22 protein-coding genes and 2 tRNA genes are annotated in these 22,686 nt (G+C 52.9%); 12 read left to right on the forward strand and 12 right to left on the reverse strand.

Annotated features, from left to right (window positions below; translation table 11 throughout):
• Nucleotides 1-9: 9 nt before the first annotated feature.
• The 6 genes from rho (at nt 10) to EKD02_RS02935 (ending at nt 4,210) form a co-directional block, all read left to right on the forward strand.
• Nucleotides 10-1,299 carry a transcription termination factor Rho gene (gene rho, locus EKD02_RS02910; protein ID WP_011890771.1) on the forward strand — a complete coding sequence of 430 codons (1,290 nt, stop codon included), beginning with the start codon at nt 10-12 and terminating at the stop codon, nt 1,297-1,299.
• A 242-nt stretch (nt 1,300-1,541) separates the two neighbouring features.
• Nucleotides 1,542-1,614, forward strand: a tRNA-Lys gene (locus EKD02_RS02915).
• 36 nt (nt 1,615-1,650) lie between these two features.
• Nucleotides 1,651-1,732, forward strand: a tRNA-Leu gene (locus tag EKD02_RS02920).
• Nucleotides 1,733-1,741: 9 nt separating this feature from the next.
• Nucleotides 1,742-2,551, forward strand: coding sequence for an electron transfer flavoprotein subunit beta/FixA family protein (locus EKD02_RS02925; protein ID WP_244924388.1), 810 nt, complete (start codon nt 1,742-1,744; stop codon nt 2,549-2,551).
• Nucleotides 2,548-3,549 (forward strand): electron transfer flavoprotein subunit alpha/FixB family protein, encoded by a 1,002-nt coding sequence (locus tag EKD02_RS02930; RefSeq protein WP_126383731.1) that lies wholly within the window; start codon nt 2,548-2,550, stop codon nt 3,547-3,549. Before EKD02_RS02925 ends, EKD02_RS02930 begins: the two co-directional genes overlap by 4 nt.
• A 49-nt stretch (nt 3,550-3,598) precedes the next feature.
• Nucleotides 3,599-4,210 (forward strand): bifunctional nuclease family protein, encoded by a 612-nt coding sequence (locus EKD02_RS02935; RefSeq protein WP_011890768.1) that lies wholly within the window; start codon nt 3,599-3,601, stop codon nt 4,208-4,210.
• Between the two features lie 81 nt (nt 4,211-4,291).
• On the opposite strand, the gene EKD02_RS02940 is transcribed toward EKD02_RS02935, so the two are convergent.
• The 3 genes from EKD02_RS02940 to uppS all read right to left on the reverse strand — a co-directional run bounded on the left by EKD02_RS02940 (nt 4,292) and on the right by uppS (nt 8,427).
• Nucleotides 4,292-4,861: an outer membrane protein gene (locus tag EKD02_RS02940; RefSeq protein ID WP_011890767.1), complete on the reverse strand. Its 570-nt coding sequence runs from the start codon at nt 4,859-4,861 to the stop codon at nt 4,292-4,294.
• 218 nt (nt 4,862-5,079) lie between these two features.
• Nucleotides 5,080-7,560 carry an outer membrane protein assembly factor BamA gene (gene bamA, locus EKD02_RS02945; RefSeq protein WP_126383733.1) on the reverse strand — a complete coding sequence of 827 codons (2,481 nt, stop codon included), beginning with the start codon at nt 7,558-7,560 and terminating at the stop codon, nt 5,080-5,082.
• 21 nt (nt 7,561-7,581) lie between these two features.
• Nucleotides 7,582-8,427, reverse strand: coding sequence for an undecaprenyl pyrophosphate synthase (gene uppS, locus EKD02_RS02950; RefSeq protein WP_011890765.1), 846 nt, complete (start codon nt 8,425-8,427; stop codon nt 7,582-7,584).
• Between the two features lie 223 nt (nt 8,428-8,650).
• Between uppS and gatA the strand changes: the two genes are divergently transcribed.
• Both gatA and sucD read left to right on the forward strand, forming a co-directional pair.
• Nucleotides 8,651-10,099, forward strand: a complete 1,449-nt coding sequence (gene gatA / locus EKD02_RS02955) for an Asp-tRNA(Asn)/Glu-tRNA(Gln) amidotransferase subunit GatA (RefSeq protein WP_126383735.1) — start codon at nt 8,651-8,653, stop codon at nt 10,097-10,099.
• Nucleotides 10,100-10,121: 22 nt separating this feature from the next.
• Complete coding sequence (gene sucD / locus EKD02_RS02960; protein ID WP_011890763.1) at nt 10,122-11,024, forward strand: succinate--CoA ligase subunit alpha; 903 nt, start codon at nt 10,122-10,124, stop codon at nt 11,022-11,024.
• A gap of 55 nt (nt 11,025-11,079) precedes the next feature.
• Here sucD and EKD02_RS02965 read toward each other — a convergent pair whose 3' ends face one another.
• Nucleotides 11,080-12,048 carry a KpsF/GutQ family sugar-phosphate isomerase gene (locus EKD02_RS02965; protein ID WP_011890762.1) on the reverse strand — a complete coding sequence of 323 codons (969 nt, stop codon included), beginning with the start codon at nt 12,046-12,048 and terminating at the stop codon, nt 11,080-11,082.
• 115 nt (nt 12,049-12,163) lie between these two features.
• On the opposite strand from EKD02_RS02965, the gene EKD02_RS02970 reads away from it, so the two are divergent.
• Together EKD02_RS02970 and EKD02_RS02975 are read left to right on the forward strand one after the other, a co-directional pair.
• Nucleotides 12,164-12,502 (forward strand): hypothetical protein, encoded by a 339-nt coding sequence (locus EKD02_RS02970; RefSeq protein ID WP_011890761.1) that lies wholly within the window; start codon nt 12,164-12,166, stop codon nt 12,500-12,502.
• Between the two features lie 33 nt (nt 12,503-12,535).
• Nucleotides 12,536-14,017, forward strand: coding sequence for a lipopolysaccharide biosynthesis protein (locus EKD02_RS02975; RefSeq protein ID WP_126341937.1), 1,482 nt, complete (start codon nt 12,536-12,538; stop codon nt 14,015-14,017).
• An 89-nt stretch (nt 14,018-14,106) separates the two neighbouring features.
• On the opposite strand, the gene EKD02_RS02980 is transcribed toward EKD02_RS02975, so the two are convergent.
• The 5 genes from EKD02_RS02980 to EKD02_RS03000 form a co-directional block, all read right to left on the reverse strand.
• Nucleotides 14,107-14,973, reverse strand: a complete 867-nt coding sequence (locus EKD02_RS02980) for a DUF4405 domain-containing protein (protein WP_126341939.1) — start codon at nt 14,971-14,973, stop codon at nt 14,107-14,109.
• A 19-nt stretch (nt 14,974-14,992) separates the two neighbouring features.
• Complete coding sequence (locus EKD02_RS02985) at nt 14,993-15,538, reverse strand: Spy/CpxP family protein refolding chaperone (protein WP_223267066.1); 546 nt, start codon at nt 15,536-15,538, stop codon at nt 14,993-14,995.
• 23 nt (nt 15,539-15,561) lie between these two features.
• Nucleotides 15,562-15,951 (reverse strand): hypothetical protein, encoded by a 390-nt coding sequence (locus EKD02_RS02990; protein WP_011890757.1) that lies wholly within the window; start codon nt 15,949-15,951, stop codon nt 15,562-15,564.
• A 65-nt stretch (nt 15,952-16,016) separates the two neighbouring features.
• Nucleotides 16,017-16,625 carry an RNA polymerase sigma factor gene (locus tag EKD02_RS02995; RefSeq protein WP_011890756.1) on the reverse strand — a complete coding sequence of 203 codons (609 nt, stop codon included), beginning with the start codon at nt 16,623-16,625 and terminating at the stop codon, nt 16,017-16,019.
• Nucleotides 16,626-16,735: 110 nt separating this feature from the next.
• Nucleotides 16,736-18,118, reverse strand: a complete 1,383-nt coding sequence (locus EKD02_RS03000; RefSeq protein WP_011890755.1) for a phosphoglucomutase/phosphomannomutase family protein — start codon at nt 18,116-18,118, stop codon at nt 16,736-16,738.
• A gap of 110 nt (nt 18,119-18,228) precedes the next feature.
• On the opposite strand from EKD02_RS03000, the gene lpxB reads away from it, so the two are divergent.
• Complete coding sequence (gene lpxB, locus EKD02_RS03005; protein WP_126383737.1) at nt 18,229-19,410, forward strand: lipid-A-disaccharide synthase; 1,182 nt, start codon at nt 18,229-18,231, stop codon at nt 19,408-19,410.
• A 2-nt stretch (nt 19,411-19,412) separates the two neighbouring features.
• Nucleotides 19,413-19,661, forward strand: a complete 249-nt coding sequence (locus EKD02_RS03010) for a hypothetical protein (protein WP_126383739.1) — start codon at nt 19,413-19,415, stop codon at nt 19,659-19,661.
• Between the two features lie 4 nt (nt 19,662-19,665).
• On the opposite strand, the gene EKD02_RS03015 is transcribed toward EKD02_RS03010, so the two are convergent.
• The 3 genes from EKD02_RS03015 to ychF all read right to left on the reverse strand — a co-directional run bounded on the left by EKD02_RS03015 (nt 19,666) and on the right by ychF (nt 22,631).
• A complete protein-coding gene (locus tag EKD02_RS03015) occupies nt 19,666-20,607 on the reverse strand; it encodes a 4-hydroxy-3-methylbut-2-enyl diphosphate reductase (RefSeq protein WP_126383741.1) in 942 nt (313 codons plus the stop codon).
• A gap of 85 nt (nt 20,608-20,692) precedes the next feature.
• Nucleotides 20,693-21,508, reverse strand: coding sequence for a glutamate racemase (gene murI / locus EKD02_RS03020; protein ID WP_011890751.1), 816 nt, complete (start codon nt 21,506-21,508; stop codon nt 20,693-20,695).
• Between the two features lie 31 nt (nt 21,509-21,539).
• The gene (ychF, locus tag EKD02_RS03025) at nt 21,540-22,631 is read right to left on the reverse strand and encodes a redox-regulated ATPase YchF (RefSeq protein WP_011890750.1); all 1,092 of its coding nucleotides are present in this window, start codon (nt 22,629-22,631) and stop codon (nt 21,540-21,542) included.
• Nucleotides 22,632-22,686: the final 55 nt, after the last annotated feature.

Genomic DNA, 22,686 nt, shown 5'->3' on the forward strand with positions numbered 1-22,686 from the left:
ACAAGTACAATGTCGAAAACTCCCGCGTCAAAAGGTCTGGACATCAATTTGCTCCAGACAAAAAAGGTTTTTGAGCTGAATGCCATGGCCAGAGAGCTTGGCGTGCTTTCCGCAGGTCTTCGCAAGGAAGAGCTGATTTTTAAGATTATCGAGGCCCAGTCGCAGAAGAACAGCGGCGAGGAGGGTGGCGCAGTGATGGTGAATACCGGCGTTCTCCAGGTTATTCCTGAAGGGTACGGCTTTCTTCGTTCTGCCAACTATAACTATCTGTCCTCTCCCGATGACATTTATGTCTCCCCTTCCCAGATCAAGCGGTTCAGTATGCGGACCGGTGATACGGTTTCGGGACAGGTGCGTGCACCTAAAGAGGGTGAGCGGTTTTTCGCACTCCTGAAGATTGATACGATTGACGGGGCTGAACCTGAAATCACCCGCGAACGGCCGTTTTTTGAGAATCTGACTCCGCTGTTTCCTCATGAGCGGCTTCGCCTTGAAACGAAGACGAATGAGCATTGCGGCCGGATTATGGATATTTTTACCCCGATTGGTAAAGGACAGCGCGGACTTATTGTCGCACAGCCGAAAACCGGTAAAACCATGCTGCTGCAGATGGTGGCAAATGCCATCATCCAGAATCACCCTGAGGTCTATCTGATTGTGCTGCTGATTGATGAGCGGCCTGAAGAGGTGACTGATATGGCCCGCAGTGTGAAGGCTGAAGTGGTGAGTTCGACTTTTGATGAGGATCCCGAGCGCCATGTTCAGGTTGCCGACATGGTGATGGAGAAGGCCAAGAGGCTTGTTGAAGTTGGTCGCGATGTGGTGGTGCTGCTTGACTCCATTACCCGTTTGGCCCGTGCCCACAATACCATTATCCCTCATTCAGGTAAGATTCTTTCTGGCGGTATTGACGCTAACGCGCTGACCAAGCCGAAGCGCTTTTTTGGTGCGGCACGAAATATTGAGGAGGGGGGCAGTTTGACCATTATCGCCACCGCGCTGGTTGATACCGGATCTCGGATGGATGATGTTATTTTTGAAGAGTTCAAGGGAACGGGTAATATGGAGCTGCTGCTTGATCGCAGGCTTTCCGAAAGGAGAATCTTCCCTGCCATTGATATCCTTCGCTCAGGCACAAGGAAGGAGGAGCTGCTGTTCAGTCAGGAGGAGTTGTCGCGGACCTGGCTTCTTCGGAAGTATCTTGCCGAGAAGAACCCTGTTGAGTGCATGGAGTTTATGCGCGAAAAGCTTGCCGATACAAAAGACAATAAAGAGTTTTTCAAATACATGAATGGATAGATTTGCGCTTTTAGAAACTTTTCCTATATTATCTGCCTTTAAAACAAGAGTAAGGACACAGAAAACATGCCCTGCGGAAAAAAGAGAAAAAGACATAAGATGGCGGTTCACAAACGCAAAAAAATGCGTCGGAAGAATCGTCATAAGAAGCGTCTGCGTTACCAGAACAAGTAAGTGATTCTCACCTTTGGTGAGGTATCGTCAGCTTGCTTTGTGTTGGTTTCCAGTCATGCGGATTGGTTGAGAATATAGCTCAGTTGGTAGAGCATCTGCCTTTTAAGCAGAGGGTCGAAGGTTCGAGCCCTTCTATTCTCACTCTGTTCATTGCAGATTGTTGGATTGTGAAGTAAGGCCCGAGTGGTGGAATTGGTAGACACACTATCTTGAGGGGGTAGCGCCGCAAGGTGTAGGAGTTCGAATCTCCTCTCGGGCACTTATACTGATGAAAAAGCCGCTGTCAAGCGGCTTTTTTGTTGTCAGAACGAAAGAGGAGAACCCGCCTATGATGCACATTGCTGTCTGTGTCTGCCTGGTGCCCGATACCGCCTCGGTGTTCGGGTTTTCGGATGGAACCCTTGATCGCTCAAGGATTACCGAAGTAATCAATCCCTATGATGAATATGCCCTTGAGGCTGCCTTGCAGCTGAAAGAGCAGTTTGGCGGTGGTGAGGTCACTGTCTTTAGTCATGCGCCCCGTTCGGGCTCAGAGGCACTTCGCAAGACCCTTGCCATGGGTGCCGATCGGGTGGTTATTGCTGAGGGCGAGGGTTCCGATTCATGGCAAACTGCTTCCATTCTGGCTCATACACTTACTTCATGGTATTCTGCTGCATTGCCGGAAGTGATTCTCTGCGGTCGTCAGTCCACTGATTTCGGAAGCGCCGAGGTGCCGGGAATGCTGGCTGAACGGCTTGGCCTGCCTTCGGTATGTGCTGTGAGTTCGCTTGAGGGCGGGGAGGATGGCGTGTTTCGTCTTGAACGGGAAATTGAGGGAGGCGCTGAGGTGCTGGAGGTTTCAGTTCCTGTTGTAATCAGTGCGGAAAAGGGGCTGAATGTTCCCCGAAAAACAAGCATGAGGGGGGTGATGGAGGGGCGGAAAAAGCCTGTGGAGATAGTTGAGGGTTCACCGGTTGAGTGTGCGCGTGTCGGCCTTGGTGCACTTCTGCCGGTTTCAAACAAAAAAAACTGTCACTTTGCGTCTGATGCCAGAGCGCTGGCCGGCATGCTTCATGAAAGGGGGCTGCTGCAATGAGCAACAATACTCATGGGGCTGAAGGGCAAGGGTGCAGCCGCCGGCTGATTGTTCTTGAGCAGCGCGAAGGGGTGTTGAAGAGCACCTCGGTTGATCTCTGGCATCGTATGCAGATGCAGTGTAAGGGGTCCGGGCTTTCTGCCGTGCTTTTGGGGCCGGTTGATAAAGAGAATCCTTCCCTGCAGCTTTCGGGACCGGGGGTGATTCATCATGCTTGTGACGAGCGGCTGAGGCGCTATGATCCCCGTCTGTATCGGCGCATAATCGGTGAGTTGTTTGAGGAGGGTGGTTTCAGCGAGCTGTTGTTTGCCGATACAGCTCTTTCCCGCGATCTTGCTCCTGCTCTTTCTGTACGCCTTGGGGCTTCGCTGCTCAGCCGGTGCAGTGCACTGCCCGAGGCCGGGCGGTGCCATCGCCGGCTCTATTCGGGTGCGGCGGAGGGAACCTTCGTGGCCTCCTCTCCCCGTGCCATAGTTACCGTTTCCCCTTCCTCAATTCTTCTTCAGCCGGCCACGGAATTCCTGCCGGATATACTGCCGCTTGCCGTTCCTGCGGCAGCGCATGATGATCTTCCTTCAATAGTCAGGCAGGTGGTGAGGCGGGAGGGCATGGTTGATGTTGCTGAGGCCGGGGTTGTTGTTGCCGGTGGGCGGGGCATGGGTAGTGCGGAAGGGTTTGCTCTTCTTGAGGAGCTTGCGTCTCTCTTTGGCGGGGCAGTCGGCGCAAGCCGAACAGTTGTTGACGAAGGGTGGAGGCCGCATGGGGAGCAGATAGGGCAGACAGGTAAGTCAATAGCTCCACGGCTCTATATTGCCTGCGGTATTTCGGGGGCGGTGCAGCATCTTTCGGGTATCAGCGGCGCTGGAACGGTTGTTGCCATCAATCGCGATAGTCATGCTCCAATTTTTGAGGTTGCTGATTTCGGGCTGGTGGGAGATGTGGGTGAAGTGCTTCCGGAGTTTGTTGCGGCTCTCAAGGAATTTTTGAAGATGCAATGATTAAGGGTACTTTGCTGTTGGCTATGGAAATGAAACATTCGTGAGACCTATGCACAAAGTTCAGGTTGACATTCTGGGGCTTTCAACCAGCCCCCATGCTAATGGGGCCTATGCTCTCATTCTTTACGAACTTGAGGGAGACAGAAGGCTTCCTATCATTATCGGTGGGTTTGAGGCTCAGGCAATAGCGCTGAAGCTTGAGAACATCAAGCCTCCCCGGCCGTTCACACATGATCTTTTCAAGAATATTGCAGATGCTTTCAGTCTTCATGTCAATGAGATTGTCATTGATGAGTTGCATAGCGAAACCTTTTATGCGAAGGTGGTGTGTGAGGTGAATGGCGAAATTCATGAGATTGATGCCCGGCCGAGCGACGCCATTGCCATTGCTGTGCGTTTCGGCGCCCCTGTATTTGTGAGCGAGGATATTATGGCGGAGGCGGGTATCCGGGAGGAGCAGAAGGAGGAAGAGGGAGCTGAACCGTCGGTTCCTGCGATAGGAGAGAGTGCCGGTGCAGCAGGGGCGGAGGAAAAGCCGAAAGGTGCTGAGAACCGGTTTGAGTCTTTGCAGGCTGCTCTTTCCGAGGCTGTCCAGAGTGAAAACTATGAGGAGGCGGCCCGTCTGCGAGATGAAATTTCCCGGCTCAAGAGCAGTTCATGATTCGTTCAATGAGTTTTGTTTCAATAAAAAAGGAGGCCAAAGGCCTCCTTTTTTATTGATTGAATGACAAGTGTGTCTGCTTCAGAACCCTACCCGCATGCCGACCAGCAGATTGTTGCTGCCGATGTTGGTGTCGTCAAGCATGTCTGTGGTGTCGAAGTAGCGGTAACGAAGGTCAACCATGACATTGTTTCCCACTGGTACGGCCACTCCGGCTCCTACCTGCCATGCCAAAGTTGTTTCGTTCCATGTGCCGAAATTTGTGACATCTTCAGCATGTCCCTGGGCGAATCCTACGCCTGCAGTGATATAGGGCTCAATGCCGCCTCCGGTGTCGATGTCGTAGTAGCCGTTTGCCATCAGCGAAATCACTGAAATGTCACCGCTTGCGCTGGCCCCATCAACCTTGTCAACATCGTTCTGCATATACCCCAGTTCGCCCTCAAGCCGCGTATCGCCGTAATCGCATCCAATCGCTCCGAAGAGAGCGAATCCTGCATCCATTTCGGCTTTGTGGCCGGCATAATCAACATCATTCATCCAGGTGATTCCAGCATTGCCGCTTACATAATGATCTGCGGCTGATGCCGGTGCTGCACTGAATCCTGCAAGTGCGAGACCGGCTGTCAAAAGTGCAAGTTTCTTTTTCATGGCAGTAATCGTTTAATCGTTGTGTGTTGTCTTCGGGTCGTCCGTGTATATAAATATGCACGCTCTTAACTGCTACTATATATAAAATGTATATGTTTTTTGAGTTAGTGGCAACTTTTTTTTCAATGGCGGTTTAAACGAAAAAAACCGGCTGAATGTGCCGGTTTCTTTCGTGCTGTTCCGCGAAGTGCGGTAGTCTCAAAGCGCCCTGTTGTGGATCAGTAGAAGCTTGTGCCGAAGCTGAAGAGAAAGACCCATCCCTGTTTGCTCTTTTCCGGCTCTTTTGCAATGGCGTCAAATCCGTAGCCGTAATCAATTCCTACCTGACCGATGATGGGGAGGTAGAGCCGCATGCCGACGCCGGCTGATTTTTTCAGGTCGGAGAAGTTGACATCACTGGAGTTTTCCCAGAGTCCTCCTGCTTCCAGGAAGGTGAGGGCATAGACGCTGGCTGATGATGAAAGGGTCAGCGGGTAGCGGAGTTCGGTTGTGAATTTCGAATAGACGGTACCGCCGTAGAGTTCGGAAGTTTCGTCTGAGCCTATCTGAGTTCCAAGGCTGCGGTCGTCGTAACCCCTTAGCGGAACTGTCTGCAGTGACGACATGCCGCTGCCTCCCATGTAGAAATATTCGGTGTAGGGGACATAATCGTCATCGTTGAAGGTTGACATGTAGCCGTGCTGTGTGGAAAGGTTCCAGACGAATTTTTTTGTGACGGGGATGAACCAGCTGGAGCTTCCTGTGAATTTGTAGAAGTCCACGGTGCCGGGAAGTACGCCGCCTGCGAGCTGGGCTGATATGGAGTTGTTGCTTCCACGCCGGGGGTAGATAGGGTTGTCTATACTGTTCCGGCTGATGGTCTGGGTGATGGAAATCTCATCGGCCTGTTCCGGGGCGTTGGTATCGTCAACAAAACTGAGGAAGCCGCCTTCGCTGTGTAGGAACTTGAGCTTCCAGTTGATGGAGAAGTAGTCGTCGGGCCAGGTCAGCCGTTTCCCGACTGAAAGGGTGGCTCCATACTGGTCAATGGTGTCGGGGTTGTCGTTGCCGTCATCGGTGTAGTCGTATGAGCGGTGGGAGGTGAATGCCGAGAAGCCAACTGAAGTTGGAGTGCCGAACGCCCATGGTTCAGTGACGGAGACCGCAAGTGTGCTGTAGTCATCGTCGCCGAACTGCCACTGGAAGGAGAGTTTCTGACCGTCTCCGTGGGGAATCGGTTTGTAGGCTTCCGATTTGAATATGTCTTTGAGTGAGAAGTTGTTGAATGTGACACCGAGCGCACCGGTAAAGCCGATGCCGCTGTATCCGACCGATGCGTTGAAGGTGTCGGTCTGTTTTTCTTCAACATTATAGGTGAGGTCAACCGTATTGTCTTTTTCGTTCGGGTTGACATCCGGGGTCAGGGTTTCCGGGTTGAAGTAGTTGAGCATGTTGAGCTCACGGATGCTGCGGACTACATTTTTCCGGCTGAACATGTCGCCCGGAACGGTGTGGAGTTCACGGCGGATGACATGGTCTTTGGTTTTGGTGTTGCCTTTGATATTGATGGAGTTGAGCTGGTACTGTTCTCCTTCCGTCAGGTAGACAGTCAGGTCAACCGAGTCGGGCTTGACGACCCGCTCTTCAAGTTTGGCCCGGAAGGAGAGGTAGCCGCGATCGAGGTAAAGTGAGCTGACATCGGTGTTGTCCTGTGAGTAGTTCAGCCTCTCTTCAATTTTCTTTGCGTTGTAGAGGTCCCCTTTTTGAATGGCAAAGGTGGTGTTGAGAGTCTCTGTAGTGGCAAAATCTTTGGTGTTGCCAATCCATGTGACGGTTCTGATGGAGTATTTTGGTCCCTCGCTGAGGTAGATGTCCAGATAGAGCCCTTTTTTGTTTTTGGTGTAGCTTACTTCATCGCGCAGTACCCGTGCGTCACGGTAGCCGTTGTTTCTATAGAATTCCACCAGAAGGTTTTTGTCTTCGGCGAGTTTGTCGCGGTCGAGTTTTGGCGAACCGAAAATGCTTCTCCACCATGAGTTCTGGGAGGTTTCCTTGAGGACTCCGCGCAGTTTACCCTGATCAAAGGCTGTGTTGCCGTGAAAGGTGATTTTATCAATGGAGACTTTCGGCCCTTCACTGATGGTAAAGATGGCCTGATAGTGGTTCGTGCGGGAGGTTTTCTGGAGTTTGAATTCAGCTCCGGCAGTCAGGTAGCCTTTTGTGGCATAGAGTTTTTCGATTTTGTTTGCGGCAGTGACCAATTCCTGCTGGGTGAGTGTTTTTCCCGTGATGAGGGCTGCGGTTTTTTCAAGTTCGGCGACCTTGACTTTCTTGTTTCCCTTGAAGGTTATGTTGTCCAGAATCGGGAGCTCGACTACCGTGAAGGTGAGGGATGTGCGATTTGCTCCGGGACGGGCTGTGTCCAGTGAGATGTCGCTGAAATGGCCGAGATTCCACAGGTATTGCATGGTGCCGGAGAGTTCCGGTCCAGGTATGCGGACAGTGTCCCCCTCTTTGATCGGCAGACTTGCTTTCAGCTCTCCCTGGTCAAGGGTTTGCAGGCCCTTTATCGAAATGGAGACAACCGTTGTGGTTCCAGCTTCGGGTGACTGTGCCACCGGGGCGGCAGAGGCTGTCGCCCGGGGAGCGGGAACTGTTCCACCTATTGCTATTACGGCGGCAAGAAGGAAGGGTATGATGTGTTTCTCGGTTCTTTTCATTGCACTTCGAGGTCGGTCGTGTTATTTCGTGAGTGATGATGCTGTGGATTGTATCTGGTCGCTGGTCTTGCCAAAACGGCGTTCACGGCCCTGAAAGTCGCGGATTGCTTCGTAGAGGTTCGCGCGGCGGAAATCGGGCCAGTAGGTGTTGGTGAAGTAGATTTCCGAATAGGCGCTCTGCCAGATCATGAAGTTGCTGATCCTGAACTCTCCGCTGGTCCGGATGATGAGCTCAGGGTCTGGTATTCCGGCAGTTGAGAGATGGCTTTCAATCAGTTGTTCGTTGACTTCGTCAGCCGTGATGCGTCCAGCCTCGACAGCTTCGGCTACCGTGCGGCAGGCCTGAACAATGTCCCATTTGCCACTGTAGCTGAGCGCAATCGTCAGGGTGAGGCTGCTGTTGTTCTTGGTGAGCTCAATTGTATTTTCAAGTGTTTCGCGGACTTTCAGGGGGAGAAGCTCCCTGTTTCCGATGACTTGGAGCCGGATGTTGTTGTCTTGCAGTGCGCGGGTTTCCCGGCCGAGGATCCTGACAATCAGCTGCATGAGGGCGGCTACCTCTTTTTCCGGTCGCTTCCAGTTTTCCGTGGAGAATGTGAAGAGTGTGAGATGCTCTATGCCAAGCTCGGCAGAGGCTTCCACAATATCTCTGACGGAGTTGACTCCGGCCGCATGTCCTTCAACGCGGGTCTTGCCTTTCAGGCGTGCCCATCTGCCGTTGCCATCCATGATGATGGCGATATGTGAGGGGAGTTCGCATGAGGCTTTGAGCTCGGCCTGCAGCAGGCTGTCGTTGCTGCGCCCGCCTGATGAGAACCAGTGGCCTTTCTTTGTTGCTGTCAGGTCCGGTTTTTGTATCAGGGCCATAGGTCGGTTTTACTCATTGCCATTGTTGTTGCTGTCGGGTATGGATGCGCTCGCAATTGTCGTGGCCCAATTCCGGTGTAAATTGAATTATAGACAGTTATTTCTTATTATACAAACCTTACAGTGGAAGGCAATCCTGCGGGATTGCTGTTTTTTTCCGTCCGGAATCGTTTCCTGGTGTTCCGTATAGGCGGGTTTCCCTAAAATAATTCTGATAGAGACCGTGCAATTCAGTAGTTATGAAGATCTGCGCCCCCGGCTGCTGGCTGGAGAGGTGTCGTGCGAAGAGGTGGTGCGTGTGTATCTTGAGCGCATAGAGCGCCATGGTGATGACAATATTTATCTCACGGTGTTTCGTGATGAGGCGATCGAGCGTGCAGCGGCGCTGGACCGGAAGCTTCGTGAAGGCGGCGAACCGGGCCGGCTTTTTGGCTTGCCTATGGCAATTAAGGACAATATTTCAATGGACGGGGCTCCGCTTACCTGTGCCTCGAAAATGCTTGAGGGGTATCGGAGCGTCTACGACGCTACAGTTATCCGCCGGCTTTTTGATGAGGATGCGATTTTCCTTGGCAAAACGAATATGGACGAGTTCGCCATGGGCAGCTCGAATGAAAACTCTGCTTTCGGGCCGGTACAGAACCCTTTTGACCCATCGCGCGTTCCGGGTGGAAGCTCTGGTGGTTCGGCCGCTGCGGTTGCGGCAGGTCTCTGCATGGTGGCGCTTGGTTCGGATACGGGAGGTTCAGTCCGTCAGCCGGCCGGGTTCTGCGATGTTGTAGGGCTTAAACCGACCTATGGCCGTATTTCCCGTTATGGTCTGGTGGCATTTGCCTCTTCGTTTGACCAGATTGGCGTGCTCTCGCACTCATCCATGGATGCTGCCCTTGTGCTGGGGGTTATGGCGGGCAGTGATCCTCATGACGCAACTTCGTCTTCACACGCTGTGAGCGATTATTGTTCCGAGGTTTCCGGGGTGTCAGTGAAGGGGCTGAAAATAGGTGTTCCAAAAGAGTTTTTCAATGAGGGGCTCAATCCGGATGTTTCACGCGTTGTGCTGGCCAGGCTTGAGGAGCTTCGGCTGCAGGGGGCGGAGCTGGTTGATATTACCCTGCCCAAAAGCGATCATGCCATTGCGGCTTATTATGTTCTGGTGACGGCCGAGGCCTCTTCGAATCTTGCCCGTTATGACGGCGCCCGTTACGGTTATCGTTCCGCGGGGGCTACCGATCTTTCCTCCATGTATGTGGAGTCGCGCACAGAGGGGTTTGGTCCTGAGGTGAAGCGCAGAATCATGCTTGGAACCTATGTACTCTCAAGCGGTTACTATGATACCTATTACAAGAAGGCGCAGCAGGTCCGCCGGGTGTTTCAGGACCGCTACCGCGAGGCGCTTTCCAAGGTTGATGTCATTGCCGGTCCGACTTCGCCGTTTCCTCCTTTCGGTATTGGTGCAAAGACGGCCGATCCGCTGGAAATGTATCTTGCCGATGTCTTTACGGTGCCGGCAAGCATTGTGGGAATGCCGGCTCTCTCCGTGCCTGTCGGCTACGATGGGGAGAACCTGCCGGTCGGCATGCACCTTATCTGCAATTTCTTTGAAGAGGGGAAACTGCTTGGCATTGCACGCCACATGCAGCGCCCGGTTTCCCGATTGAATCCAGCTCTATAGCAACCATTAAATCATTGTCATTATGAGTGTTTTGGTCAACAAGGATACCCGCCTGTGCGTGCAGGGCATTACGGGCGGAGAGGGTACCTTTCATACTTCGCAGATTCTTGAGTACGGCACCAATGTGGTTGCTGGCGTGACGCCGGGTAAGGGCGGAGTGCTCTATAACGGCAATGATCGCGACAGTTTCTGCCGTCCGGTGCCGGTGTTCAATACCGTCAAGGAGGCTGTGGAGAAAGCGGAAGCCAATACGACAGTCATTTTTGTTCCTGCAGCTTTTGCGGCTGATGCGATCATGGAGGCCGCAGATGCGGGGCTGAAGGTGATCATCTGCATTACCGAGGGAATTCCTGTCAACGATATGATGAAAGCCTATGCGTTTGTGAAGTCGAAAGGCGCGGTGCTTGTAGGGCCGAACTGTCCGGGCGTCATTACCCCCGGTGAGGCGAAAATCGGCATCATGCCGGGCTTCATCCATAAGAAGGGTTCAATCGGTGTTGTTTCACGAAGCGGCACCCTGACCTATGAGGCAGTGCATCAGCTGACCCATGTTGGGCTTGGCCAGTCAACCTGCATTGGTATTGGTGGTGATCCGGTTATCGGTACCCGTTTTCTTGATGCTGTGAAGATGTTTGCAAAGGATGATGAAACAGAAGGGCTGGTGATGATCGGTGAAATCGGCGGAAGCGCTGAGGAAGAGGCTGCCGAGTATATCAAAAAGCATTTCAAAAAGCCCGTTGTCGGCTTTATTGCAGGCCGTACAGCGCCTCCGGGCCGCCGGATGGGCCATGCCGGTGCAATTGTGTCGGGAGGCAAAGGAACTGCTGAGGAGAAAATCAAGGCGATGGAGGCTGCCGGCATCCATGTTGTTGAGAGTCCTGCCGATATCGGCGAGGCAATGATGAAAGCGCTTGGGCGCAGCTGAGAAAGACTTTTCGTGGATGCGCTCAAACCCCCGTTGCCTGACGGGGGTTTTGTGTTTACAGTCCGAGGGCGAGAAGGTCGTGCAGGTGTATGAGCCCTACTGGTTGGTGCTGGTTGTTACAAACCATGAGCTGGGTGATGCGGTATGTTTCAAGGGTGTCGAGGCACTCTTTTGCCAACATGTCGTCATCGGCGGTTTTGGGGTTCGGGGTCATCACTTCGCCGGCTGTGAGTGAGAGGAACTCCTCTCCCTGCTGTACCAGACGGCGAAGGTCTCCGTCAGTGAAAATGCCGGTGAGCCGCCCTGCGCTGTCGACGACAGCGCTGACGCCGTATCGTTTTGAGGTCATTTCAAGAATCATCTCGGACATGGAGTCGCTTTCGCGGACTATGGGGACTGCTTCCCCTGTGGCCATGATTTCTTTGAGTTTGATAGTGAGTCTCCGGCCAAGCGCCCCTTTGGGGTGGCTGAGGGCAAAGTCTCGCTGGGTGAAGGATTTTTCTTCCATGAGGGCTATGGAAAGAGCATCTCCCATGGCAAGCATGGCTGTTGTGGAGGTGGTTGGCGCCAGGTCATAGGGACAGGCCTCCTGCTCTATGCCTGTGTCGAGTGTGATGTCGGCGTTTTCTCCCAGATAGGAGCGGACGCTGCCGGTCATGGCGATGATTGTTACCCCTATCTGGCGGAGCGGGGGAATGATGAAGTTGAGCTCTTCGGTGGTGCCGCTTTTGGAGAGGCCGATGACAACATCGTTTTGCTGTACCATGCCAAGGTCGCCATGGGCTGCTTCTGCCGGGTGGAGGAAGACTGCTGTGGTGCCGGTGGACGACATTGTTGCCGCCATTTTCTGGCCGACGATACCTGATTTCCCCATACCGGAAATAATGACTTTGCCTTTGCATGCGCCGAGTGCGGCAACCGCTTCAGCGAAGTTTCCGTCAAGCCGTTCTGCCATCCGGCTGATTGCTGCTGCTTCCTTCAGGAGGACCGTTCTGCCTTTTTCAATGATGGTGCTGCTGTCCATGAGTAGTTTTCTTGATGAGGGGGCTTCGGGTTATCGGGGTTCTCGTTTTTTTAAAACCGTAATATGGCATACATTATAATAACTATTTTGATTGTCAATATTAAAGCCGCAGTTCATGAGCTGGATTCCCATAATGATTTTTTCGCTGCTTATTTTTGTGCTGTTTGTTTTTCTGTTTACCCGTTTTGTGGGATATATGAAAAAGGAGCAGAACCTCCACATTGAGTCGCTGCAGGAAACCCTTATCGATCGCGACAATCCGATCGGACTTTCGGGTGATGAACTGCAGAAGCTCAAGAACCGGCAGAAAGAGGCTCAGGATCATCTGAAGGAGGTTATCGCCAAACTTCCCGTTGTCAAGAAAGACGGCCGGTTCCAGATTGACGATGAGCAGCTCAAGAAGCGCCGTGAGGAGCAGGCTGCTGACGGGTCGGTCAGGGATGATGGCGCTTAGGCCGCAATGGCATTCTGACTATTCTTCTTTTCCATGCTTTTTTCAAAACTCAAGCTCCTCTTCAAGGATACGGTGATCTACGGGACCAGCACCATACTGGCCCGAAGCCTGAACTATCTGCTGGTGCCGCTCTATGCCAACCAGCTGACCACATTCGACAATGGTATTCAGACGCTGGTGTATGCAAACATCGCCATCGCCAATGTGCTGTTTTCCTATGGCCTTGAAACCTCCTATCTGAAGTGTGCTTCCGATGCCCTGCATGAGGAGCGGGATGGGGGTGGATTTTTTTCGACTGCTTTTTTCTCCCTGCTGACGACGGCTACGCTTTTTACCGCCATTCTCTTCTTTTTTGCTCCGGGAGTCTCTTCTCTTATCGGGCTGACTCCTGCCGAGCAGCCTTTTATCCGTTACGCCGCAGTCATTCTCTGGATTGACACCCTTCTGGTGATTCCGTTTGCTGAACTGCGTCTCAAACGAAAGGCTGTACAGTTTGCCGTAGCGCGCATTGCGGGTGTGGTGGCGGTTGTGCTGAGCGCATTCATTCTTCTTGGCCCGTTCAAGGCCGGTCTTTCGGGGGCCTTTCTGGCAAATATACTTGGTTCCGCTTTGAGCCTTCTCATGCTCACTCCTGTGCTCCGCCAGCTTCGTCTGTCGTTTTCGTTTCCCCAGCTCCGCGATATGCTCCGTATTGGTCTTCCCTATGTTCCGACGGGTATAGCGGGCCTTCTTATCCACCTGATTGACCGAAATCTTCTTATCCGAATGCCCGCGGAGGACATTGAACGGATTTACGGGGCGGGGATGCAGGCTTCCGATGTTGTAGGTATTTATGGACGGGTGGTGGCGTTTGGAGTGCTTCTGCAGCTCATGATTCAGGTGTTTCGGTTTGCGTGGCAGCCGTTTTTCCTGCAGCACTCCAGTGACCCTGACGCTAAACGGTTGTTCCGGCATGTGTTGAGCATTTCAACCATGCTGACCATGGTCATTGCGCTTGCGGCCACTTTTTTTGTGCCGGATCTTGTGCGGTATCATTGGGGAGGGAGGCTTTATCTGTTGCCGCCGGCATATTGGATAGGGCTGTCTGTCCTTCCGTTGATTTTTCTGAGCTATGTGTTTGACATGGTTTCCACCAACCTCTCCGCAGGCATTCTCATTACCGGGAGCACCCGGTATCTTCCTGTGGTCACCTTTGCCGGAGCAGCCGTTACAGGTGCCAGCTGCTGGCTGCTCATCCCTTTGAGCGGTATGGAAGGGGCCGCCTGGGCTATTGTGGCGGGGACTGTTGTCATGAGCCTTGTGATGGCCTTTTATTCCCTTCGGGTTTACCCGATAGAGTATGACTGGGGGCGTCTGCTGCTTTTTCTGGCGGCAGGCATCGGTATCGCTTCGGCGGTTGCGCTTATTGGCCCTTTTTCGGTTGGAGCGAGGGTTGCATTGCTTTTCGGATATCTCGCCCTTTCGCTTCTTCTTTTCCAGAAAGAGGTCCGTCTTTTTTTCCTCAACCAGCGTTAATCTCAATCTGTACCGGCGGCGGGACACTCATGACTGAGTGTGCTGTTAAGTACACTCAGTCATGAGTGTCCCCAACTCTTACTTTTTTTTTAGCGGGCAAGGGCTGTGTTTATTTTTTGGCGGAGGGTGGGCATGGCGATGTTGTTTTTTTCGGTGATGGCGCGCATGCTCATGCCGGGTTCGGCTGCAATGTTCTGCTGCTTGAGGGCGAGCTGAAGGGATATGGATGTGACGCCGTTTTCTTCGGCTACCTGTTCGAGTGTTTTACGGCCGAATCCTTCTTTCTGGAGTTCTTTTTTCTGCTGTCCCTGCTGCTGTCCCTGCCCGGTTCCCTTTTTTGCTGCGGGTGCAAGGAGTTTGTAGACTTCTGTCGGCAGCATGTTGTTGTCTTTGGCAATGTCACCGAGCGTCTGGGTTGTGGCTGTTGCTTTGAGACCGGCTTTCTGAAGCGTTTCAAGCATTGTTTCGGCCGTTTGGTCGAGCGCGGGCTGACGGGAGAGCTCTTCAAGGGTCATGGTTTCGGCGTGGGGTACGGGCGGTTCATTGGCCTCCTCTTCCCATGAGTCTTTTATTGATTCGCCGAAATTGATGATTGAGGTGAAGGGCTGTATCTCAAGCTGCGTACCAATGCCAAAGAGGAGAGTGAGGAGGATGATTGCGGAGAATTCCACGGGGTTTTTGAGACCCTTTGCTGTTTTGGTGGTGATGTAGGCGAAGAATGCTTTCCAGTTGATGACGAAGAGGTGGAAGATGCTGAGCAGGGCAAAGCTGAATCCGAAAATTGTGTGCTGGTTCTGCCATGCATGTTTGCTGAGGCCGAGGATGTTCCAGCCGGTCCAGTTTGCCACCCGTCCGGGAGGGGCGATATAGAGAATGATTCCTGAGATGAGAAGCATCAGGAATGAGGTGAGCAGTCCGAAACTGATGAAAATCCGCCAGTTCAATCCTTTTTTCATTGTGGTGTTTGTTAGTTGTTCAGGGGTTAGCACGCTGTGCGTGGCTGTTCCATCGGGACTGCCGCAGAACGAATTTTTTTGTGGCAAGCTGCTCAAGAACAGTTTTCAGTGAGTCGCGCTGTCCTGGAGTGCAGACCTCTGCAAGGTCATGGAAGTGCATGGCGAGCTCTTGTTCTATCTTGGCCTGACGGCTGCCGAGAGCGAGGGCCATGTTGGCTATTTTTATGGTGTCAGGGGTGGTGTTGAAAGACTCTTCCACCAGTGCGGCTTTCAGGTTCGCAATGGCTTCCATTTCCGGGCGAACCTTGTGAAAGTGCTCTTTTCTGAGCTCTCTGAAGCTCTCGGTCTGCTGTTGAGTCAGCGAGAGCGGGATACTGAAGTAGACGGATCGGCTGATTTCCCTGGTATGGGTTACGGGGGCGGGCCTCGGTGTATGCATGTTCTGCCACCAGAGGACGCTGAGAAGCGACACATTCAGGATAACGAGCAGAATGAGGGCGGTGGTTATCAGTCGTTTTGAAGTCAGGAAATCCATGGTTTCGTTCGGGTCTCGTTTGTTGTTCAATGGGTGGCGGTTTTCTCCCCTGGTCAGGGGGTCCGTGTTTCCATTGTTTCTGTATCGGAACTGTAGGCAGCTGGCTGTTCGTAGTATGCGAATGTCGGGCTGGAATAGTCGTCGCTTATGGTTGTCCGCATGTCGCTGAAGAGCGGTGCTCTCTGTTCAGTGGTATTGAAGAACACCACAAGCGCAGAGCCTACATTCACAATGATGAGAAGCACGATGAAGGCGAAGCGGTAGGTCATGCCTGCGCTACTGCCGGCGTTAAGCCACCCGCTTGCACTGTTCTCCCTTTCAATTCGTTCCATAAGGCGTACCCTGAACTGCGGGTGTACTTCCAGAGGCTCCAATGCGTCCAGTATCGCCAGTGTTTTCTGAGCTTCTCGCGTCGCTTTTTGTCTCTTTTCCATTTTCATCATCGATTCCTGTTTCTTTTCAAATTTGACGACAGGTTGGTGAAATGCTTGTGGTTCTGTGTGAAATTTCAGTTTCGCGCGTAAAATGCCTGCAGTTTTTCCTGCAGGTTTTTCTTTGCCCGATGGACGAGTGACTCCACGGCCGACACGCTGGTTTCCATAATATCAGCAATCTCCTGATTGCTGTGTCCATCGTGTTTGCTGAGCAGAAAGGCTGTTTTCTGGTTGTCGGGAAGTGAATTGAGAGCATCCTGCAGCGCCGTTGTCCGCTCACTCTCCATCATGGTTTCCTCCGGGTTGTCGCGGTTCGGGGTGGGAAGATTGAGCGTAGGGTCTTCTGCTCCGATAAGTCGCTTGAGGGAGGTGAACCGTTTTTTGCGCTTCAGGCGCCGAAGGTGGTCAAGTGATTTGGTGACCGCTATGCGATAAATCCAGGTGGAGAGTTTTGATTCTTCGCGGAACCGGTCGAGAGAGCGGAAGACTTCAACAAAAACATCCTGAGCAATGTCTTCAGCATCCTGACGGTTGAAAACAAACCGGTAGCAGGTGTTGATGACCATCTCCTGATATTGGCTGACGAGGCTCCTGAAGAGTTCTTCCCTTTTTGTCATTTCGGAGTGTTGCAGTGGTGCGGTTACGGCTCCTATTGCCATGGCAGTATGTTCGGCGTCTTCCATATCAGCTCCATGGCATTCTTGGCTGCAACGCAGGGGCAGCAGGGTTTATAATCAGTTCATGTATTTGACGCCCTCTGCATGGGATTCCTGCGCTGTCAGCCTTTTTTCTGTTATGCGAGCTTTGAGGCGAAGTTGAGCACCTTGTCCACTTTCTCCTGTGAGTCGGCTTCGCAGTATATCCTCAGGATCGGTTCTGTGCCGGATGGGCGGATGAGCATCCAGCCGCCTTCAAAGTGGTATTTGTAGCCGTCAAGGTCGCTGTATTTCGTGACCGGGTTGCCGGCAATGGAAGTGAGCTTTCCCTCTTTTGCCTCAGCAATAATACCGGCCTTGCGTTCTTCACTGACGCGGAGGTCAAGCCGGCTATATGCGAAGAATCCGTATTCGTCATAGAGTTCCTGCACCAGTTGTGAGAGGGTTTTTTCTTGACGGGCCATCATTTCGAGAATGAGCAGGCCGATGTAAATGCCGTCGCGTTCGGGAAGGAAACCGGTAATGCCGAGTCCTCCGGACTCTTCACCGCCTATGAGGATGTTGTTGGTGCTCATGAGGGTGCTGACATACTTGAACCCGACTGGCAGTTCATGCATGATGAGGCCGTGTTTCTGGCAGATGCGGTCGATGATGTCGGTCAGGGCGAAGGTTTTTGCTACTTCGCCGGTCTGGTGTTTCTCCTCAACAAGGTCTTTGAGTATGATTGCAAAGAGTTTGTGGGAGTCGACAAAGTCGCCTTTTTCGTCGAGCATGCCGATTCTGTCGGCGTCGCCGTCGTTGATGATTGCCACATCGGTTTCAACCTCTTTGAAGAAGTCGACGAACTCTTCAATATAGGGGGGAATGGGTTCGGGGTTGATGCCTCCGAATCCCGGGTTCAGGCTGCAGTGGTAGCAGTTGACCATGGATTCGTCCAGAAGACGGGTGATGAGGTCCTGCCCGGCGCCGTACATGGCGTTGTGGGCAATTTTGATGCGGGAGTCGCGGATGAGCTTGAGGTCGATGTGGGCTTTCAGGTAGTTGACATAGAACCCTTTCATGTCAACCGGTTCAATCAGTTTTTCATCGGGCTGCACAGGCGCTTCGGGGTCGACGCCCGGCAGGTAGCTCTCTATTTCACTGATGACATCCGGACTGGCCGGGCCGCCGAATGATGATTTGACCTTGAAGCCGTTGTAGTTTGCAGGGTTGTGCGAGGCGGTGATGACAATGCCTCCGGCGAGCTGTTTGGCCTTGGTGAAGAGCGAGACTGCGGGGGTGGAGACGAAGCTGTCGGAGAGGTAGACTTTCAGGCCGCATGAGGAGAAGACTTCAGCGGTGTAACGGGCGAACTCCTTTGACATGAAGCGGGTGTCGTAGCCTACGCAGACCCCTTTCGCCCTGTTGGGGTGGCTGAGAAAGTATGTGGCTGAGGCGAGTGCGCAAAGCTTGAGATTGTCGTAGGTATAGTCTTTTGCTATGATGGCTCTCCATCCGTCAGTACCGAATTTGACTTGCATTATCTGGCGTTTTTAATATAATGGGAATTGAATGCGGGTGTATGATTCCACTGAAAATCTTACCCAAAATACAGTTTCCCTCCCGTACATCCAATGATCTCCCTTTTTTGATGCCAAAGAAGCTTTTTGTCCTTGCCGGGGAGGTTTCCGGCGATATGCATGCAGCACCGGCTGTGGCCCGTCTTGTTCAGGAAGTGCCCGGTCTCCGGGTTTTTGGTGTTGGTGGAGAGGGGCTTCGCAGGCTTGGGGCCGAGCTGCTCTATGATACCGGGCAGATGAGTATCATGGGTTTTTTTGATGTGCTGAAGCATGCAGGATTTCTTCGCCGGGTGATTCGGGATCTGAAGGCGGCCGTGCGGCGGGAAATGCCCGATGCGGTGCTGCTTGTTGATTATCCCGGAATGAACCTGATTATGGCGAAGTTCTGTCGGGAACTGGGCATTCCGGTTATTTATTACATATCGCCGCAGGTTTGGGCATGGAAGGAGGGGCGGGTGAAGGCTATTGGCGCCTCGATTGATCGCTTGTTGGTGATTTTTCGTTTTGAGGTTGATTTTTTCCGGAAGCATGGTATTGATGCCGAGTTTGTTGGCCATCCGGTGATTGAGGAGCTTTCGGAAGTGCAGCTTCCGCCAAAGGAGGCGTTTCTCCGGGCGCATGGAATAGGGGCCGACGCGCAGCTTGTTGGTCTTCTTCCGGGAAGCAGGAAGCAGGAGGTTTCCCATATTTTCCCCGGTATGCTCAAAGGGGCGCGCCTTCTGGTCGGGAACCGCCGGGTGGTGTTTCTGATGGGTCGGGCTCCCAATCTTGATGGGGTTGTCTATCGTGAATTGGAGGAGTACAGGGATTTGAGGATTGTTGAGTGCAGTGCCTATGAGGTGATGCAGTACAGCGATCTGGGGCTGGTGACTTCAGGGACTGCAACGCTTGAGGCTCTCTGTTTCGGTATGCCGATGGTTGTGCTGTACCGGACGGGCTGGCTGAATTATATGATTGGGAGAATGGTTGTGAAGCTGACGAGCATTTCTCTGGCCAATATTGTTGCAAAAGGGCTCGGTGCAAAACAGCAGGCTGTACCGGAGCTTATTCAGGATGCAGCGGATGGCAAGGGGATTTTTCGCGAAGCATCCCGGATTCTTGATGACCCGGCTCTCGCTGCCGCTATGAGGGCGGAGCTGCTGGAGGCCCGTGCGGGGCTTGCAAGCGAGTCGCCTTCGCGTCGGGTGGCAGAGGTTATTGAGGAGTACTTAGTGGGAACGGGCCGTCGGGGCGCCCTTAAGATAAAGGAGTGAGTATGGAGCAGATTGTCAACTATTTCGCTCTTCACCCCGCAGTGCTCGGGGTGTCGGTGATTGTGGCTGCAGTGGTCATGTTTTTTTTTCTCAGGAAATTGGCGGGCCTGCTGTTGCTTGCCGCGGCAGTGGTGGTGCTCTATGCCGCCTGGCTGCTTTTCAGTGGAAGCGATGTATCGCCGCTCTTCCATAAGGCAGAGGGGTGGCTCACCACTGCACTGCAGTTTGTTTCATCCCTGTTTGGAAGCTGAACGCTTATGCGTAGTGGGCTTCAATGTGGTTTGCTACTTTTTCAAGCAGCCACATGGGTGTTGATGTGGCGCCGCACACACCAATGCTTTCAACCGTTTTTCCTTGAGTGGTTGTGAACCATTCGCTCTGGAGCTCTTCAACATCTTCAATGAAGTGGCTTTCAGGGTTGGCTTCTTTGCAGATAGCGTAGAGTACCTGTCCATTTGAACTTTTCTTTCCGGCCACAAAGATGATGCGCTCGTTGGCACGCGAGAAGTCCTGAAGCTTCTGGTTGCGGTTTGATATCTGCCGGCAGATGGTGTCTTTGAAGATGAATTCTGCCATTGGCTCCGCTCCACCAATGCTCTTCACCTCCGCCCATGGGCCCGTTTCCCTTCCCCCTTTGCTGAAAAGCTTCTCCAGATTCTTTTTCAGTTCATAGAATCCCGATACATCCATTGTTGTTTGCGAAATCAGCGCTGTTTTCTTTGAGAGATCAATCGGCAGGGTCTCTTCTGGGTCGCTGAGGTCGGCATGTTTGATGATGAGGGCTCTGTTTTGGCAGTGGCCGTTGATGCCTATAACTTCGGGATGAAGGTGTTTTCCGTAAATGATTATCTGGTAGCCGAGTTCGTTGAGCTGGCTTGCGGTGCGCTGCAGTTTTGCGACGACCGGGCAGGTGGTGTCGGTGAGGGTTAGATTGTTCCGGTTGGCGGTTTCATAGGTTGAGGGGGGTTCGCCGTGGGCGCGGATGAGGACAGGAGCATTCTTCAGTTCGTTGAAGGCTGGTGTATCTATGGTGATGAGCCCGAGAGCTTCAAGCCGCTTGACCTCCACTTCGTTATGGACAACATCACCGAGTGAGTATAACCCCTTTTCTTTACGCAGTTTTTCTTCGGCAACATTGATGGTGCTTTGCACGCCAAAGCAGAAGCCAGAGGAGTTTCGGTCGAGGTTTACTTTCACTGGTGGATTTTTTCGGGGAGCGTTTGAGGAAATGTAAGAAGAATGAGGGGCGTTTGAAAATCCGTCCGGGTGCTCTCGGGGCGTTTTAGACTTCTACCAGTTCTACATCGGGGACGGTGGCGTTCATGAAGAGGCGGTAGAGGCTGCTGAATTTCTGGGGAAGGTCGCTCACCATAAGGTGGGGGATGGTTGCTCGGGTGCCGGAAGCTTCCATTCCGGTATTCCGGAGAAGGGCCGCGGCTCTGGCGGCAACTGCCTCTGCCGAGTCGATGATTGTTACTCCGGTTCCAGCTGTTTCTTCAATGATAGTGCGGAGAATGGGGTAGTGGGTGCATCCGAGGACGAGGGTGTCTATTTCTTCGGCAAGAAGGGGGGCGAGGTATTCGCGTGCAATCAGCCTTGTGGCTTCGTTGTTGAGCATACCCTCTTCGGCAAGCGGGACAAAAAGCGGGCAGGCTGTTGAGAAAACTTCACTATCGGCACTGGCCTGGTTGATTGCGTAAGCGTAAGCGTTGGACGATATTGTTGCCTGAGTTCCAATGACGCCGATGCGTCCTGTTCGTGTTACCTCAACCGCCGTGTCGGCTCCGGCTTCAAGAACGCCAAGAACGGGCAGCGGGTCGGCGGTTTTTTCCACCACATCCAGGGCGAGGGCCGAGACGGTGTTACAGGCGACGATAATCATTTTTGGCTGGTGGCGAAGAAGAATACGGGTGTCTTCCTCGGCGTAGCGACGGATTGTTACCTGTGATTTCGTGCCGTATGGTACCCTTGCGGTGTCGCCGAAGTAGAGAAGCTGTTCGGAGGGCAGCAGCTTCTGCATGGCTTTTAAAACCGTCAGTCCTCCGACTCCGGAGTCGAAGATGCCGATGGGGCTCTGTGAAGTCGGGGTTCGGTGCATCGCCTTTGGCCTGGTTGGTTTAATGTGTCAGTTACACATTGAAGCGGAAGACAATGACATCTCCATCTTTCACGATGTAGTCCCGCCCTTCGCTGCGGAGTTTTCCGGCCTCTTTGACTTTCTGTTCCGAGCCGATTTCAACAAGATCGTGCCAGTTCATCACCTCTGCGCGGATGAACCCTTTTTCAAAGTCGGAGTGTATGGCTCCAGCCGCTTCGGGTGCTGCGGCTCCTTTGCGGATGGTCCATGCGTGCACCTCCTGGACTCCGGCGGTGAAGTAGACCTGAAGGCCGAGCAGGTCGTAGGCGGTCTGAATGAGGCGGTCGAGGCCCGACATCTTGAGACCGAGGCTTTCAAGAAACTCGGGGCGCTCTTCTTCGGGAAGTTCGGCAATTTCAGCCTCAGTTTTTGCGCTGATGATGAGCATGTTTGAGCCTGACGCTGCTGCAATTTCTGCAACTTTTGCTGTGTAGGCATTGCCGTCGGGCAGATCGTTTTCGCCTACATTGGCGGCGTAGAGAAGAGGCTTTGCGGTGAGAAGGAAGAACTGGCGGGCCATTTCTTCCTCTTCGGGGCTGCTGATGATGCTGCGGGCGGGCACTCCTTCACTGAGCCCTTTGATAATGGCTTCTCCAAGATCCACCTGCGCCTGAAGCTCTTTTTCCTTGCGTGCGCTTTTGCGGAGTTTTTCCATTTTCCGCTCCATCCCCTCAAGGTCGGCAAGCATCAGCTCGGTATCTATGGTGGCAATGTCGTCGGCGGGATCAATTGTTCCTTCAACATGGATGATGTCGGGGTCGTCAAAACAGCGGATGACATGAACGATTGCATCTACCTCCCGAATGTGCGAGAGGAACTGGTTGCCAAGCCCTTCCCCTTTACTGGCGCCTTTGACAAGGCCGGCAATATCAACTATTTCAAGGGTGGTGGGAACAAGTGTGGGGGTTTTGACCACATTGGCAATGAGCTGCATCCGTTCGTCTGGAACGAGAACAGTACCGACATTGGGTTCGATGGTACAGAACGGGTAGTTGGCGGCCTCGGCCTGTTTGGCGGTGATGGCGTTGAAGAGTGTTGATTTGCCGACATTGGGAAGGCCGACGATACCGCAGCAGAGTGACATACCGTAAAAATTTTTTGTTCAATTGGGCCTCGCTTGTCCAGTCCTGGTTCGGGAG

The sequence above is a fragment of the Chlorobium phaeovibrioides genome (assembly GCF_003968655.1).
GTDB lineage: Bacteria > Bacteroidota > Chlorobiia > Chlorobiales > Chlorobiaceae > Chlorobium > Chlorobium phaeovibrioides.